Origin of the sequence: Pseudomonas sp. SMN5, from assembly GCF_052041925.1 — a bacterium.
Lineage (GTDB): Bacteria > Pseudomonadota > Gammaproteobacteria > Pseudomonadales > Pseudomonadaceae > Aquipseudomonas.
This window is the reverse complement of sequence record NZ_JBKGGX010000018.1, coordinates 104,506-120,073: the sequence shown is the minus strand read 5'-3', so window position 1 is coordinate 120,073 and position 15,568 is coordinate 104,506. Positions and strand designations below refer to the sequence as shown.

The 15,568-nt window shown below is 62.4% G+C and carries 13 protein-coding genes; all 13 read right to left on the bottom strand.

Features of this window, described 5'->3' with window-relative positions; genetic code table 11:
• Positions 1-408: 408 nt before the first annotated feature.
• The 13 genes from nuoN to ACLEJR_RS18880 all read right to left on the bottom strand — a co-directional run bounded on the left by nuoN (position 409) and on the right by ACLEJR_RS18880 (position 15,356).
• On the bottom strand, positions 409-1,872 hold the full coding sequence (nuoN, locus tag ACLEJR_RS18940; protein ID WP_440792906.1) for an NADH-quinone oxidoreductase subunit NuoN: 1,464 nt from the start codon (positions 1,870-1,872) through the stop codon (positions 409-411).
• Between the two features lie 7 nt (positions 1,873-1,879).
• Complete coding sequence (gene nuoM, locus ACLEJR_RS18935; protein ID WP_440792908.1) at positions 1,880-3,412, bottom strand: NADH-quinone oxidoreductase subunit M; 1,533 nt, start codon at positions 3,410-3,412, stop codon at positions 1,880-1,882.
• A gap of 39 nt (positions 3,413-3,451) precedes the next feature.
• Entirely contained in the window at positions 3,452-5,305 is a 1,854-nt protein-coding gene (gene nuoL, locus ACLEJR_RS18930; RefSeq protein ID WP_440792910.1) for an NADH-quinone oxidoreductase subunit L, read from the bottom strand.
• Positions 5,302-5,610 (bottom strand): NADH-quinone oxidoreductase subunit NuoK, encoded by a 309-nt coding sequence (nuoK, locus tag ACLEJR_RS18925; protein WP_017131317.1) that lies wholly within the window; start codon positions 5,608-5,610, stop codon positions 5,302-5,304. The genes nuoL and nuoK overlap by 4 nt, the downstream gene beginning before the upstream one ends.
• Positions 5,611-5,614: 4 nt before the next feature.
• Positions 5,615-6,115, bottom strand: a complete 501-nt coding sequence (nuoJ, locus tag ACLEJR_RS18920) for an NADH-quinone oxidoreductase subunit J (RefSeq protein WP_440792912.1) — start codon at positions 6,113-6,115, stop codon at positions 5,615-5,617.
• 9 nt (positions 6,116-6,124) lie between these two features.
• The gene (nuoI, locus tag ACLEJR_RS18915) at positions 6,125-6,673 is read right to left on the bottom strand and encodes an NADH-quinone oxidoreductase subunit NuoI (protein WP_024779320.1); all 549 of its coding nucleotides are present in this window, start codon (positions 6,671-6,673) and stop codon (positions 6,125-6,127) included.
• A gap of 11 nt (positions 6,674-6,684) precedes the next feature.
• Positions 6,685-7,692 (bottom strand): NADH-quinone oxidoreductase subunit NuoH, encoded by a 1,008-nt coding sequence (gene nuoH, locus ACLEJR_RS18910; protein WP_440815727.1) that lies wholly within the window; start codon positions 7,690-7,692, stop codon positions 6,685-6,687.
• Entirely contained in the window at positions 7,689-10,403 is a 2,715-nt protein-coding gene (gene nuoG, locus ACLEJR_RS18905) for an NADH-quinone oxidoreductase subunit NuoG (protein WP_440815724.1), read from the bottom strand. The genes nuoH and nuoG overlap by 4 nt, the downstream gene beginning before the upstream one ends.
• Positions 10,404-10,545: 142 nt before the next feature.
• Positions 10,546-11,904, bottom strand: a complete 1,359-nt coding sequence (nuoF, locus tag ACLEJR_RS18900; protein WP_440792917.1) for an NADH-quinone oxidoreductase subunit NuoF — start codon at positions 11,902-11,904, stop codon at positions 10,546-10,548.
• Complete coding sequence (gene nuoE / locus ACLEJR_RS18895) at positions 11,901-12,398, bottom strand: NADH-quinone oxidoreductase subunit NuoE (protein WP_042729785.1); 498 nt, start codon at positions 12,396-12,398, stop codon at positions 11,901-11,903. The genes nuoF and nuoE overlap by 4 nt, the downstream gene beginning before the upstream one ends.
• 2 nt (positions 12,399-12,400) lie before the next feature.
• Positions 12,401-14,185 carry an NADH-quinone oxidoreductase subunit C/D gene (nuoC, locus tag ACLEJR_RS18890; protein ID WP_440815721.1) on the bottom strand — a complete coding sequence of 595 codons (1,785 nt, stop codon included), beginning with the start codon at positions 14,183-14,185 and terminating at the stop codon, positions 12,401-12,403.
• A gap of 72 nt (positions 14,186-14,257) precedes the next feature.
• Positions 14,258-14,932 carry a NuoB/complex I 20 kDa subunit family protein gene (locus ACLEJR_RS18885; protein WP_245144832.1) on the bottom strand — a complete coding sequence of 225 codons (675 nt, stop codon included), beginning with the start codon at positions 14,930-14,932 and terminating at the stop codon, positions 14,258-14,260.
• 10 nt (positions 14,933-14,942) lie between these two features.
• Complete coding sequence (locus tag ACLEJR_RS18880) at positions 14,943-15,356, bottom strand: NADH-quinone oxidoreductase subunit A (RefSeq protein WP_003180067.1); 414 nt, start codon at positions 15,354-15,356, stop codon at positions 14,943-14,945.
• Positions 15,357-15,568 lie beyond the last annotated feature (212 nt).

Below are 15,568 nucleotides of genomic sequence, written 5' to 3'. Positions count from 1 at the left end.
ATAGTGGTAGGGCCGGCTCAGTTGTTCGACGCCTTCGAAGGCGAGGACATCGAGTTGGGCGTCGATCTTGGAGATCCGCAGGGTGTGGCGGCTGTGGTCGAAGAAGAGAATGGGTTGGTCTGACATGGGATGTCCCTGGCACCTGCGTGTTGCGCATCGGTGGTTGTTCAAAGGACGTCAGCCTGAATCAGTTCAAGAAAGGAATTCCATTGCTTTGCGAGGGTCTCGACGCAGTTTGGGAGACTTCCTACAAGTGCAATGTCAAATGGCAGAGACTCATTGTAGGGAGGGTGTTTTTTCCTACGGAAAGTTAGGCGGCTAGGGCCTTTTCATGACCCTTGATCTCTCCGGTATAAAAAAACCCGTATCTCGCGATACGGGTTTTTTGTGACTTCACCTTTCTAGCGATCAGCCCGTCAGGCCGGCCTGTTGCACCAACGTCAACAACGGCTGCGGGTACACACCGAGGAAGAACGCCAGTACGGCGATAGCCAGCAGCATCACGCCGCCTGCTTTCTGCTCCCAGTGCAACTCGGCGTCGTGGCGACGCAGGTTCGGTTCCATCAGGTACAGGGTGACCATGACGCGCAGGTAGTAGAACACGCCGATGGCACTGCCCAGCACCAGGGAGCCGACCAGCCACCATTGATGAGCCTCGACGCCGGTGGCGATGATGTAGAACTTGCCGATGAAGCCGGCGGTCAGCGGGATGCCGGCCAAAGACAACATCATCACGGTCAGCACGGCGGTCAGGTACGGACGGCGCCAGAACAGGCCGCGGTATTCGTACAGGGCGTCGGCGTCGCGGCCGTTGTATGGCGAGGACATCAGGGTGATCACGCCGAACGCGCCGAGGCTGGTGATCACGTAGGTGACCAGGTACACGCCGATGGCTTCCACGGCCAGGCCCTTGCTGGCGATCAGGGCAATCAGCAGGTAGCCGAAGTGGGCGATGGACGAGTAACCCAGCAGACGCTTGAGGTTGCTCTGGGTCAGTGCCAGCAGGTTACCGAACAGGATCGACGCGATGGCGATGATGGTCAGTACGTTGCTCAGCACGCCGCTGCTGGCCACTGGCGACATCTGGAACAGTCGCACCATGACCGCGAACACCGCCACTTTCGACGCAGTGGCGAGGAACGCGGCCACTGGCGCCGGGGCGCCTTCATAGACATCCGGGGTCCAGAGGTGGAAGGGCACCAGCGACAGCTTGAACGCCAGGCCGATCAACATCATGCCCAGGCCCAGTTGCGCGATCGGGCTTGGCAGGCCGGTGGCCGCCAGGGCCTGGCCGATACCGACGAAGCTCAGGGTGCCGGCTTCGGCGTACAGCAGCGCCATGCCGAACAACAGGAACGCGGAACCGGCCGCCGACAGCACCATGTACTTGATGCCGGCTTCCAGGGAGCGCTTGTTGAAGAAGGCGTAGGCCACCAGGCCATAGACCGGAACCGACAGCAGTTCCAGGCCGATGAACAGGCTGGCCAGGTGCTGCGCGCCGACCAGGACCAGGCCACCGGCGGCGGCCATCAGGATCAGCAGGTACAGTTCTTCGCGGTTGCCCGGATAACCCGAGCCGCCATCGCCCAGGTAAGCGTGGGCGAGGGTGACGCAGGCCAGGGTGGCGACCAGGATCAGCGCCATGTACAGGCAGGCGAAGCTGTCGATCTGGATCAGCGGTGTGACCGCCAACGGTGCGACTTTCAGGGCCGGCAGGATCGACAGCAGGGCCAGGTTCAGCCCCGCCACCGACAGCAGGAAGGTCTGGGCGTGATTGCGGCGCCAGGCGATCGCCAGCATCACCACGATGATCGTGGCGCTGGTGATCAACAGCGGCGCAAGCGCGATAAAGTGTTGAATCGTGAATTCCATAGCGCTCTTACCGGGCCGAAGCGAGTTGAGAGAAGGCGGTGCCGAGCCACTGCTGCACGCCATGCATCGTGGCGGCAGAGGTGTCGAGGAACGGTTGCGGGTAGACGCCGAGGTACACCAGCAGCACCGCAAGGCCAAGCACCATGATCAGTTCGCGACCGTCCATGCCGCGCAACACTTCGTCCGACTTGGACGGACCGAAGTAGGCGCGGTGGATCATGATCAGCGAGTAGACCGAGCCGAACACCAGGCCGGACGTAGCGATGGCGATGATCCACGGCGAACTGGCGAACGTGCCGATCAGGATCAGGAACTCACCAACGAAGTTACCGGTACCTGGCAAGCCCAGGGAGGCAGCGGCGAAAAACAGGCTGATGGCCGGCAGGTAGGCGATGCGCGACCACACGCCACCCATCTCACGCATGTCGCGGGTGTGCAGGCGCTCGTACAGCTGGCCGCTGAGGATAAACAGTGCCGCAGCGGACAGACCGTGGGCCAGCATCTGGATCACCGCGCCTTGCAGGGCCAGCTGGCTGCCGGAGTAGATGCCAATCAACACGAAGCCCATGTGCGAGACGCTGGAGAACGCGATCAGACGCTTGATGTCGGTCTGGGCGAACGCCAGGAACGCACCGTAGAAGATCCCGATCAGACCCAGGGTCATGGCAATCGGCGCGAACTCGGCCGAGGCGTTGGGGAACATCGGCAGCGCAAAGCGCAGCAGGCCGTAGGCCGCCGTCTTGAGCAGGATACCAGCCAGGTCCACGGAGCCTGCGGTCGGTGCCTGGGCGTGGGCGTCCGGCAGCCAGGAGTGCAGCGGCACCACTGGCAGTTTCACCGCGAAGGCGATGAAGAAGCCGAGCATCAGCACGTACTCGGTGGTGCGCGACATCTGCACTTTCAACAGGTCGGCGTAGTTGAAGGTGATCACGCCGGTGTTGTTGAAGTTCACCAGTACCAGGCCCAGGATCGCCACCAACATGATCAGGCCGGAAGCCTGGGTGAAGATGAAGAACTTGGTCGCTGCGTAGATCCGGGTTTTCTTGCCGTCCGCCGAGCTGTGACCCCAGAGCGCGATGAGGAAGTACATCGGCACCAGCATCATTTCCCAGAAGAAGAAGAACATGAACAGGTCCAGCGCCAGGAACACGCCGACGACACCGCCCAGGATCCACATCAGGTTCAGGTGGAAGAAGCCGACGTGGCGCTGGATCTCTTTCCAGGAGCACAGGACCGAGAGGATACCCAGCAGGCCGGTCAGCAGGATCATCAGCAACGACAGGCCGTCGAGGGCCAGGTGCACGCTGATGCCGAAGCGCTCGATCCACAGGTGCTTGAACTCAAGCGCCCAGGTCGGATTGGCAACGGGGGCAGGGGCCAATGAATAGTCGCCGGTCGCCCACAGCCAGAGGCCGAGCGCGAGTTCCAGGGACATGGTCAGCAGCGCAATCCAGCGCGGGAGCGTGGAGCTGGAGCGCTCCGCGATCCAGCACAGCAGGCCGCCGATAAAGGGGATCAGGATTAGCCAGGGCAGAATCATGACGGGCTCGTTTCCTTTCGCAAGTTCGCAAGGTTCATATCAGACCGCTACCAGCACGATGGCGCCGATAACCAGCACGGCGCCAGCCGCCATGGAAGCCGCATACCAACGCAGTTGACCGGTCTCGGTACGGCTCAGGGCAGTGTGGCCGCCCTTGGCCATGCGCGGGATCAGGCCGATGGTCTGGTCGAGCGGGTCTTTGCGCAGAATGTGGCTGATCGCAAGGTATGGCTTGACGAACAGTTTGTCGTAGATCCAGTCGAAGCCCCAGGCAGCGAACCACCAGGCCGAAAGGATACGGCCCAGGCCGCTGTTGGCGATGGCCGTGACGAAACGACGCTTGCCCAGGAACAGCAGCGCCGACAGCAGGATACCGGCCAGGGCGATGGCACCCGAGGCGATTTCCAGGCTGTGCTTGGCTTCGCCGCCGGCATGGCCGACGCTTTGTGGCAGTACGCCGTGCAGCGGTGGGGTGATCATGGCGCCGACGAAGGTCGACAACACGATCAGCACCGACAGCGGCAGCCAGTGGGCGATGCCATGGCCGGCGTGGGCTTCGGTCTTGGCTTCACCATGGAACGCGATGAAGATCAGGCGGAAGGTGTACAGCGAGGTCATGAACGCACCCACCAGGCCGGCATACAGCAGGCCCTGGTTACCGCTGGCGAACGCTTCCCAGAGGATCTCGTCCTTGGAGTAGAAGCCGGCGGTGACCAATGGCAACGCCGCCAGGGCCGCGCCGCCGACGATGAAGCTGGCATAGGCCAGCGGCAGCTTCTTCCACAGGCCGCCCATCTTGAAGATGTTCTGCTCGTGATGGCAGGCCACGATCACCGCACCGGAGGCAAGGAACAGCAGCGCCTTGAAGAACGCGTGGGTCATCAGGTGGAAGATCGCGCCTTCCCAGGCGCCGACGCCCAAGGCCAGGAACATGTAGCCGATCTGGCTCATGGTCGAGTAGGCGAGGATCCGCTTGATGTCGGTCTGGACCAGCGCGGCAAAACCGGCCAGGACCAGGGTCACGCCACCGACGATGCCCACCAGGTGCAGGATGTCCGGCGCCAGGGCGAACAGACCGTGGGTACGGGCGATCAGGTAGACACCGGCGGTCACCATGGTTGCCGCGTGGATCAGCGCCGAGACCGGGGTAGGGCCGGCCATTGCGTCCGCCAACCAGGTTTGCAGCGGCAGTTGCGCGGATTTACCGACGGCGCCGCCCAGCAGCATCAGGGTCGCCAGGACGATCCAGAAGTCACCGACCTTGAAGTGCTCGGGAGCCTTGACCAACAGTTCCTGGATATTGAGCGTGCCCAGTTGCTGGAACAGGATGAACAGGCCGATGGCCATGAACACGTCGCCGATCCGGGTCACGATGAACGCCTTGAGTGCCGCGTTACCGTTGTTGCGGTTGCTGTAGTAGAAACCGATCAACAGGTACGAGCACAGGCCCACGCCTTCCCAGCCGAAATACAGGAACAACAGGTTATCGCCGAGCACCAGGAACAGCATGCTGGCGATGAACAGGTTGGTGTAGGCGAAGAAGCGCGAGTAACCGGCTTCACCGCGCATGTACCAAGAGGCGAACAGGTGGATCAGGAAGCCCACGCCGACCACCACGCCGAGCATGGTGATGGACAGGCCGTCCAGATACAGGGCGAAGTTCGGCGTGAAGCCTTCCACCGCCATCCACTGCCACAGCACCTGCACGTACACGCCGCCTTCGGGCGGGGCGACGTTGAACTGCCAGATCACGTAAGCCGCGACGATGGCAGACAGGCCGATGGAGCCGACGCCCACCAGCGCCGAGAGGTTTTCCGACCAGCGTCCACGGGAGAACGACAGCAGCAGGAAACCGATGAGGGGGAATACGAAAGTCAGAAAGATCAGGTTCATCCGCGCATCTCACTGGCAGCGTCAATATCCAGAGTGTGGAAGCGGCGATACAGCTGCAACAGGATCGCCAGGCCGATACTGGCCTCGGCGGCTGCCAGGCTGATCACCAGGATGAACATGATCTGTCCATCCGGCTGCGCCCAGCGAGCGCCCGCGACGATGAAGGCCAGGGCGGCGGCGTTCATCATCACCTCCAGGCTCATCAGCACGAACAGAATGTTGCGCCGGACCATCAGGCCGACCAGACCGAGACAGAACAGGATGCCGGCAACCGCCAGACCATGCTCGAGAGGGATAGCAGGCATGTAATTACTCCTTCGCCTCGTTACGGCCCAAGTGGAACGCCGTGACGGCTGCGGCAAGCAGCAGCATCGAGGCGAGTTCGACCACCAGCAGGTACGGACCGAACAGGCTGATGCCCACGGCCTTGGCGCCTACGGTGGTTTGGCCGATGGCCTGGCCGCTCTGGTGAGCGAACAGCACATACAGCAGTTCACCCAGCAGCAGCGCGGCGAGAATCACCGGCCCGGCCCAGATGCCCGGCTTGAGCCAGGTGCGTTCCTGCTGCACCGAGGCCGGGCCCAGGTTCAGCATCATCACCACGAACACGAACAGCACCATGATGGCGCCGGCGTAGGCGATCACTTCCAGGGCACCGGCGAACGGCGCGCCGAGGGCGAAGAACGTCATGGCCACGGCGATCAGCGAAATGATCAGGTAGAGCAGGGCATGTATGGGGTTGGTGTTGGTGACCACGCGAAGCGTGGAGACCACAGCAATACCCGATGCGAAATAGAAAGCGAATTCCATCTTTCTTCCTTAAGGCAGCAAGCTCTTCACGTTGATCGGTTCGGCTTCATTCTGCGCGGCGCCTTTCGGCTTACCGGCAATGGCCATGCCTGCAACACGATAGAAGTTGTAATCAGGGTTTTTACCGGGACCGGAAATCAGCAAGTCTTCTTTCTCGTACACCAGGTCCTGACGTTTGAAATCCGCCATTTCGAAATCCGGCGTGAGCTGGATCGCGGTGGTCGGGCATGCTTCCTCGCAGAGGCCGCAGAAAATGCAGCGCGAGAAGTTGATGCGGAAGAAGTCCGGGTACCAGCGACCGTCTTCGGTCTCGGCTTTCTGCAGCGAGATGCAGCCTACCGGGCACGCCACGGCGCACAGGTTGCAGGCCACGCAGCGCTCTTCGCCATCGGGGTCGCGGGTCAGCACGATGCGGCCACGATAACGCGGTGCCAGGTAAACCGGCTCTTCCGGGTATTGCAGGGTGTCGCGCTTGCGAAAGCCATGGCCGAAGATCATGACCAGGCTTCGCAGCTGGGTACCGGTACCCTTAACGATGTCGCCAATATATTTGAACATGGGTCAAATCCTCACTGAACCGCGGCCGCGGGCGCGTTCATCAAAACGATCGCAGCGGTCACCAGCATATTGATCAGGGTCAGCGGCAGGCAGAACTTCCAGCTGAAATCCATTACCTGGTCGTAGCGCGGACGCGGGATCGAGGCGCGCAGCAGGACGAACAGCATGATGAAGAACGCAGTCTTCAGGGCGAACCAGACGAAGGACAGTTGCGGCAGGATGCCGAACGGACCGTGCCAGCCACCGAAGAACAGCGTCACCAGCAGCGCCGAGATCAGGATGATGCCGATGTACTCACCGACGAAGAACATGCCCCATTTCATGCCGGCGTATTCAATGTGGTAACCGTCGGCCAGTTCCTGTTCCGCTTCCGGCTGGTCGAAGGGGTGACGGTGAGTCACGGCCACGCCAGCGATGAAGAAGGTACAGAAGCCGAAGAACTGCGGAATGATGAACCACAGGTGCTGGGCCTGGTACTCGACGATGTCGCGCATGTTGAACGAACCGGCCTGGATCACGATGCCCATGAGCGCAAGACCCATGAACACTTCGTAGGACACGGTCTGGGCCGAGGCCCGCAGGCTGCCCAGCAGGGCGAACTTGTTGTTGCTCGACCAGCCGGCGAACAGCACCGCGTACACCGACAGGCCGGCCATGGCGAAGAAGAACAGCAGGCCGATGTTCAGGTCCGCCACGCCCCAGGTCGGGGTGATCGGGATGATCGCGAAGGCGATCAGCAAGGCGCTCATGGCCACCACTGGTGCCAGGGTGAAGATCACCTTGTCGGCAAACGGCGGCGTCCAGTCTTCCTTGAAGAACATTTTGACCATGTCGGCGGCGATCTGGAACATGCCGAACGGGCCGACGCGGTTCGGACCGTAGCGGTCCTGCCACCAGCCCAGCAGGCGTCGTTCGACGAAGCTCAGCAGCGCGCCGCAGACCACCACGGCCAGCAGGATCACGATGGCCTTGAGAACCGTCAGGATCACGGCGATCACATCAGGGGTGAACCAGCTCATTGCGCTGCCTCCTGCAGACCGTCAACGGTTTTACCGAATACCGCCGGCGGGATGCCCGCCAGGCCGGCCGGCAGGGCCACCAGGCCGGCGCCCAATGCTTCGTTGATGCGCAGCGGCAGACGCAGGGTCTGGCCGGCCACGTTCAGGCTCAGCAGGGCACCGTCGTTGACGCCCAGGCGATCGGCTTCGGACTTGGCCAGCGACACGTAGGCGGTCGGAATGCGTTCCTGTACCGGTGCGGCTTTGGAAGAGTTCTCTTCGCTGCCGAACAGGTGATGGAACGGCACGACCTGCCAGGTGCCCGGCGCCGGGTTGAAGGCACGCGGCACGCTGGCGAACCAGCTGAGGCCATCGCCCTGGCTTTCGATCAGGCGGGTGCCAGGGTCACCGGCACGCAGGTGACCACCGACCTCGTCCTGGAACTTGTTCCAGGCCTGCGGCGAGTTCCAGCCCGGCGACCAGGCGAACGGCACTTGCGAGCGCGGTTCGGCGGAGCCCGAGTAACCTTCCATGGAGAAGGCAAACGCGGTGTCCTTGTCCTGCGGGGTGCGCGGTTCGTGGACGCTGATGTTGGCGCGCATCGCGGTGCGGCCGGAGTAGCGCAGCGGTTCACGGGCCAGCTTCAAGCCCTTGATGCGGAACGCGGCGGACGGTGCGGCATCGACGATGCCGGCCAGTTGCGCGGTGCTCGACGCCACGGCAGCGGTGACATGGTCCAGCTGCGTCCAGTCGATCGGCTGGTTGAGCAGGGTAGCGCGCAGGGCATGCAGCCAGCGCCAGCCTTCGTGCACCAGGATACTGGCGTCCAGGTATTGCGGGTCGAAGACCTGGAAGAAACGCTGGGCGCGACCTTCCTGGCTGACCAGCGTCCCGTCGCCTTCGGCGAAGCTCGCCGCCGGCAGCACCAGGTGGGCGCGGTCGGTGGTGGCGGTTTTCTGGTGGTCGGCGACGATCACGGTTTTCGCCGCGCTCAGGGCCGCGTCGACAAGGGCCTTGTCGGTACGGGTGTACAGATCGTTTTCCAGCACCACGATAGCGTCGGCGCTGCCGTCGATCACTGCCTGCAATGCGGCATCGACCGACTCGCCACCGAGCATGGCCAGGCCGAGGCTGTTGGCTTCCGGTACGACCAGGCTGATGGAGCCGTTCTTCTCGCGCAGCTTCAGGGCCTTGGCGATGTTGGCGGCGGCTTCGATCAGCGCCTTGGAACCCAACGAGGTACCGGCGATGATCAATGGACGCTTGGCCGCCAGCAGGGCATCGGCAATACGCTGGACCAGGCCGGTTGCTTCGCTGTCCAGGCCTTCGACGGCCGGAGCGCTGGCGTCCAGGGCGTGGGCCACGGCGAAACCGATGCGTGCCAGGTCGTCAGGAGCGGCGTGGACGCATTCTTCGGCCACGTCGTCGAGCTTGGTTTCAGCCAGGCTGGCGATGAACAACGGGTTCAGCTCATGCTGGCCGATGTTCTTCACGGCGGCGTCTAGCCATGGCTGGACGCGCATCGCGTCGGCCATCGCTTCGGCCTTGCCCTTGACCGACTGACGCAGGGCCAGGGCCATGCGGGCGGCGGTCTGGGTCAGGTCTTCGCCAAGCACGAACACCGCGTCGTGGTCTTCGATGTCACGCATCGTCGGCACGGGCAGCGGGCTGTTCTTCAGCACGTCGAGGACCAGGCGGATGCGCTCCAGCTCACCGGCTTCGATGCCGCTGTAGAAGTGCTCGGCGCCGACCAGTTCACGCAGGGCGTAGTTGCTTTCCAGGCTGGCCCGGGGCGAACCGATGCCAACGATGTTACGACCGCGCAGCAGCTCGGCGGCCTTGTCCAGGGCTGCGTCCAGGCTCAGCTTGGTGCCGTCGGCCAGCAGCGGCTGGCGTGGGCGGTCCTTGCGATTGACATAGCCATAGCCGAAACGACCGCGGTCGCAGAGGAAATACTGGTTCACCGAACCGTTATAGCGGTTTTCGATGCGGCGCAGTTCGCCGTAGCGCTCACCCGGGGAAATGTTGCAACCGCTGGAGCAGCCATGGCAGATGCTCGGCGAGAACTGCATGTCCCATTTGCGGTTGTAGCGCTCGGAGTGAGTCTTGTCGGTGAACACACCGGTCGGGCAGACCTCGGTGAGGTTGCCGGAGAATTCGCTTTCCAGGGTGCCGTCTTCAACGCGACCGAAGTACACGTTGTCGTGGGCGCCGAATACGCCCAGGTCGGTGCCGCCGGCGTAGTCCTTGTAGAAGCGTACGCAGCGGTAGCAGGCGATGCAGCGGTTCATCTCGTGGGAGATGAACGGGCCCAGTTGCTGGTTCTGGTGGGTGCGCTTCTTGAAGCGATAACGGCGCTCGTTGTGGCCGGTCATCACGGTCATGTCTTGCAGGTGGCAGTGACCGCCTTCCTCACAGACCGGGCAGTCGTGAGGATGGTTGGTCATCAGCCATTCGACGACACTGGCGCGGAAGGCCTTGGACTCTTCATCGTCGATGGAGATCCAGGTGTTGTCGGTGGCAGGGGTCATGCAGGACATGACGATCCGACCACGGGTGTCGTTCTCGTCGGTGTACTGCTTGACCGCGCACTGGCGGCAGGCCCCGACGCTACCGAGCGCGGGGTGCCAGCAGAAATAAGGGATGTCGAGGCCCAGCGACAGACATGCCTGTAACAGGTTGTCTGCCCCGTCGACTTCGAGCGCTTTGCCGTCTACGTGGATAGTGGCCATGGTTCAAAGTTCTTCGTTGGCCCGGTGTCAGCGGGCGTGGCTAATGGAATCTTGTCATTCGTCCGAATCCAAACAGCCTCGGTGAAAAGGCGTCATCGGACGAAAGGCGAAGGGCACGGACCCTTCGCCTTCTTAAGCGTCGTTACGCGCCGACCATGGTCGGCGAGACCACCTGATTGAGATCGCCCGCGCGGGTGGGCGCGATGCCGGCCTCGAATTCAGGGCGGAAGTATTTGATTGCGCTGCCCAACGGCTCCACGGCACCCGGTGCGTGAGCACAGAAGGTCTTGCCTGGGCCGAGGAAACCGACCAGGCCCAGCAGGGTCTCGATGTCGCCGGGCTGGCCTTCGCCGCGCTCGATGGCCATCAGCAGCTTGACGCTCCAGGGCAGGCCATCGCGGCAAGGGGTGCAGAAGCCGCAGGATTCGCGAGCGAAAAACTGCTCCATGTTGCGCAGCAGCGAGACCATATTGACGCTGTCGTCCACCGCCATGGCCAGGCCAGTGCCCATGCGGGTGCCGACCTTGGCGATGCCGCCGGCGTACATCTGGGCGTCCAGGTGTTCGGGCAACAGGAAACCGGTACCGGCGCCGCCAGGCTGCCAGCACTTGAGCTTGTAGCCATCGCGCATGCCGCCGGCGTAGTCCTCGAACAATTCGCGACCGGTGACGCCGAACGGCAGTTCCCACAGGCCGGGGTTCTTGACCTTGCCGGAGAAGCCCATGAGCTTGGTGCCCATGTCTTCGCTGCCGTCGCGGGCCAGGGATTTGTACCAGTCCACGCCGTCGGCGATGATCGCCGGCACGTTGCACAGGGTCTCGACGTTGTTCACGCAGGTCGGCTTGCCCCACACGCCGACAGCGGCAGGGAAGGGCGGCTTGGAGCGCGGGTTGGCGCGGCGGCCTTCGAGGGAATTGATCAGCGCGGTTTCTTCACCGCAGATGTAGCGTCCGGCACCGGTGTGCACGAACAGCTCGAAATCGAAACCCGAACCCAGGATGTTCTTGCCCAGAAGGCCTGCGGCCTTGGCTTCTTCCACGGCACGGTTCAGGTGCTTGGCGGCGGTGGTGTATTCGCCGCGCAGGAAGATATAGCCACGGTAGGTTTTCAGCGCACGGGCGCTGATCAGCATGCCTTCGATCAGCAGATGGGGCAGTTGCTCCATCAGCATGCGGTCTTTCCAGGTATTGGGCTCCATTTCATCCGCGTTGCACAGCAGGTAGCGGATGTTGATGGATTCGTCCTTGGGCATCAGGCCCCATTTCACGCCGGTGGGGAAGCCCGCACCGCCGCGACCCTTGAGGCCGGAGTCTTTCACGGTCTGGACGATATCGTCCTGGGCCATCTGGGTGAACGCCTTGCGCGCAGCGGCGTAGCCGTTCTTGGCCTGGTATTCGTCCAGCCATACCGCTTCGCCGTCGTCACGCAGACGCCAGGTCAGGGGGTGGGTTTCGGCCGAGCGCTGGATGCGGTTGGCGGGCCCGAAGGAAGTCAGGGTCATACGTAGCCCTCCAGCAGTTTGGCGACGCCTTCAGGTTTGACGTCACCGAAGGTGTCGTCGTCGATCATCAGCGCCGGTGCCTTGTCGCAGTTGCCCAGGCAGCACACCGGCAACAGCGTGAAGCGGCCGTCGGCGGTGGTTTGGCCCAGGCCGATGCCCAGCTTGCCCTGGATCTCGCTGACCACGGACTCGTGGCCACCGATGTAGCAGACCATGCTGTCGCAGACGCGAATGATGTGGCGGCCCACGGGCTGGCGGAAAATCTGGCTATAGAAGGTCGCGACGCCTTCGACGTCGCTGGCCGGGATGCCGAGGATCTCGCCGATGGCGTAGAGCGCGCCATCGGGCACCCAGCCACGTTCCTTCTGGACGATCTTCAGGGCTTCGATCGACGCCGCGCGCGGGTCTTCGTAGTGATGCAGCTCGTGCTCGATGGCCGAGCGCTCGGTTTCGCTCAGGGCGAAACGGTCAGTCTGGATAAGCGTGCTGTTCATGCTTAGCGGTCCACGTCGGCCATAACGAAATCGATGCTACCCAGGTACGCGATCAAGTCCGCGACCATGCTGCCTTTGATCACCGAAGGGATCTGCTGCAGGTGCGGGTAGCTCGGGGTGCGGATCCGGGTGCGGTAGCTCATGGTGCCGCCATCGCTCGTCAGGTAATAACTGTTGATGCCCTTGGTCGCTTCGATCATCTGGAAGGATTCGTTGGCCGGCATGACCGGGCCCCACGAAACTTGCAGGAAGTGCGTGATCAGGGTCTCGATGTGTTGCAGCGTGCGCTCCTTGGGTGGCGGCGTGGTCAGCGGGTGATCCGCCTTGTACGGGCCTTCCGGCATGTTGCGCATGCATTGTTCGATGATCTTGACGCTCTGGCGCATCTCCTCGACGCGCACCATGCAGCGGTCATAGGCATCGCCGTTGACCGCCAGCGGCACTTCGAATTCGAAGTTCTCGTAGCCGGAGTACGGGCGGGCCTTGCGCAGGTCGAAGTCCAGGCCGGTGGCACGCAGGCTCGGGCCGGTGACGCCCCATTCCAGCGCCTGCTTGGTGTTGTAGTCGGCGACGCCGATGGTACGACCTCTGAGAATGCTGTTTTGCAGGGCGGCCTTGGTGTATTCGTCCAGGCGCTTGGGCATCCACTCGACGAAGTCCTTGACCAGTTTTTCCCAGCCGCGCGGCAGGTCGTGGGCGACGCCACCGATGCGGTACCAGGCCGGGTGCAGGCGGAAACCGGTGATCGCTTCGATCACGGTGTAGGCCTTCTGGCGGTCAGTGAAGGTGAAGAACACCGGAGTCATGGCGCCGACGTCCTGGATATAGGTGCCCAGGAACAGCAGGTGGCTGGTGATCCGGAAGAACTCGGCCATCATGATGCGAATCACGTTGACCCGGTCCGGCACGGTGATGCCGGCCAGTTTCTCGACCGAGAGCACGTACGGCAGGTTGTTCATCACCCCGCCCAGGTAATCGATACGGTCGGTGTACGGAATGTAGCTGTGCCAGGACTGACGCTCGCCCATCTTCTCGGCGCCACGGTGGTGGTAGCCGATGTCAGGGACGCAATCGACGATTTCTTCGCCGTCCAGCTGCAGGATGATGCGGAACGCACCGTGGGCCGAAGGGTGGTTCGGGCCGAGGTTGAGGAACATGTAGTCCTCGTTCGCCCCGGAGCGTTTCATGCCCCAGTCTTCGGGCTTGAAGCGCGCGGCTTCTTCCTCGATCTGTTGTTTGGCCAGGGACAGGCTGTACGGATCGAACTCGGTGGCGCGGGCCGGGAAGTCCTTGCGCAGCGGGTGACCTTCCCAGGTCGGCGGCATCATGATGCGGGTCAGGTGCGGGTGGCCGGGGAAGTCGATGCCGAACATGTCCCAGACTTCACGCTCGTACCAGTTGGCGTTCGGCCAGATGCTGGTGACGGACGGCACGCTGAGGTCGCTCTCGGACAAGGCGACCTTGATCATTACGTCACTATTACGCTCCACCGACAGCAAGTGGTAGAACACGGTGAAATCGACACCGTCGGGCAGCCCGTGGCGCTTGGTGCGCAGGCGCTCGTCCACGCCGTGCAGGTCATAGAGCATGACGTACGGCTTGGGCAGGTTGCGCAGGAACGTCAGGACTTCGACGAGCCTGGCGCGGGCCACCCAGAGCACCGGCATGCCGGTGCGGGTCGCCTGGGCGGTGAACGCGTCAGGACCAAAACGGTTGTTCAGTTCGACGACCACATCCTGGTCGTCTGCCTTGTAAGGCGGGATGTACAGAGCACTGCCTGTAGTCATGGTTATTTATCGCTTTCGGTCAACGTAAAGAATGAAGCCAGTGTCTCGTTTCCTGGGCAGGACAGAGCTGGATCAGACTTCGTCGGGGCTGCGCAGGTTGGTGACTGCGATTCGCTGTTCGCGGCGCTCTTCCTTGGTCGACGGCATGTCGGCGCGGTAGACGCCTTGATCACCGACCACCCAGGACAGCGGGCGACGTTCCTGTCCGATGGATTCCTGCAACAGCATCAGGCCTTGCAGGAACGCTTCGGGGCGGGGCGGGCAGCCGGGCACGTAGACATCCACCGGGAGGAATTTGTCGACTCCCTGGACCACGGAATAAATGTCGTACATGCCGCCGGAATTGGCACAGGCGCCCATGGAAATGACCCACTTGGGTTCCAGCATCTGTTCGTACAGGCGCTGGATGATAGGGGCCATTTTCAGGAACGGCGTGCCGGCGATAACCATGAAATCCGCCTGGCGCGGCGATGCCCGGATCACCTCGGCGCCAAAGCGCGCGATGTCGTGGGGCGCCGTGAAGGCGGTGGTCATTTCCACGTAGCAGCACGAAAGGCCGAAGTTGTACGGCCACAGGGAGTTCTTGCGACCCCAGTTGACCGTGCTGTTCAGCACGTCTTCGAGCTTGCCCATGAAGATGTTCTTGTGGACTTGATCTTCTAACGGATCGGCGACGGTTTCCCGCTTGCCGATCGGATACTGCTCGTTAGGAGCATCGGGGTCGATCCTGGTGAGATTGTATTGCATTGCCAAAGCCTCATTGTTTCAGCTTCGCTTGCCGCTTGCGCCGAGCTTCCGGAGCCCAATCAAGTGCCCCCACCCGGTAAAGGTAGACAAGACCTGCCAACAGAATTGCTATGAAAACGAGCGCTTCGACGAATCCGGTCCAGCCGCTTTCGCGGACGGACACAGACCAGGCAAAGAGAAAGAGGGCTTCGATATCGAAGATCACGAAGAGCATCGCGACCAGATAGAATTTGGCTGAGAGCCGCAAGCGGGCGCCACCGGTAGGTAGCATGCCGGACTCGAACGGTTCGTTTTTGCTGCGGCCCCAGGCTCGTGACCCGAGGAGGCTCGACACGCCGAGCATGAAGGCGCACAGGCCGACAACACCCAGAAGGAAAATGGCAAAGCCCCAGTTGTGGGCCATGAGTCCTGTCGCTTCGGGCATGCTGGAAATCCTTAACAGAGGGCAAGGGCCTCTGAGCTTGAAAGAAATAACGCAGTGACGATATGTCGCAGCAATCAATCGCGGTGATTTTATGGCTAAACACCGGGCAAGTAAAATTCCTATAGCGAAATTATTTATTGGAATAAGGACATAGCGCACCTCCACAACCCCACGGCCCCGGCGGGGTAGGCATTGGCATTGATTCTTCAATA

Bases quoted from the DNA above. Each gene is read 5' to 3' on its own strand.
- nuoI (WP_024779320.1), bottom strand. From the start codon at position 6,673: ATGTTCAAATATATTGGCGACATCGTTAAGGGTACCGGTACCCAGCTG.
- nuoG (WP_440815724.1), bottom strand. From the start codon at position 10,403: ATGGCCACTATCCACGTAGACGGCAAAGCGCTCGAAGTCGACGGGGCA.
- nuoN (WP_440792906.1), bottom strand. From the start codon at position 1,872: ATGGAATTCACGATTCAACACTTTATCGCGCTTGCGCCGCTGTTGATC.
- nuoF (WP_440792917.1), bottom strand. From the start codon at position 11,904: ATGACCCTGACTTCCTTCGGGCCCGCCAACCGCATCCAGCGCTCGGCC.
- ACLEJR_RS18880 (WP_003180067.1), bottom strand. From the start codon at position 15,356: ATGCCCGAAGCGACAGGACTCATGGCCCACAACTGGGGCTTTGCCATT.
- nuoJ (WP_440792912.1), bottom strand. From the start codon at position 6,115: ATGGAATTCGCTTTCTATTTCGCATCGGGTATTGCTGTGGTCTCCACG.
- nuoM (WP_440792908.1), bottom strand. From the start codon at position 3,412: ATGATTCTGCCCTGGCTAATCCTGATCCCCTTTATCGGCGGCCTGCTG.
- nuoK (WP_017131317.1), bottom strand. From the start codon at position 5,610: ATGCCTGCTATCCCTCTCGAGCATGGTCTGGCGGTTGCCGGCATCCTG.
- nuoE (WP_042729785.1), bottom strand. From the start codon at position 12,398: ATGAACAGCACGCTTATCCAGACTGACCGTTTCGCCCTGAGCGAAACC.
- ACLEJR_RS18885 (WP_245144832.1), bottom strand. From the start codon at position 14,932: ATGCAATACAATCTCACCAGGATCGACCCCGATGCTCCTAACGAGCAG.
- nuoL (WP_440792910.1), bottom strand. From the start codon at position 5,305: ATGAACCTGATCTTTCTGACTTTCGTATTCCCCCTCATCGGTTTCCTG.
- nuoC (WP_440815721.1), bottom strand. From the start codon at position 14,185: ATGACTACAGGCAGTGCTCTGTACATCCCGCCTTACAAGGCAGACGAC.
- nuoH (WP_440815727.1), bottom strand. From the start codon at position 7,692: ATGAGCTGGTTCACCCCTGATGTGATCGCCGTGATCCTGACGGTTCTC.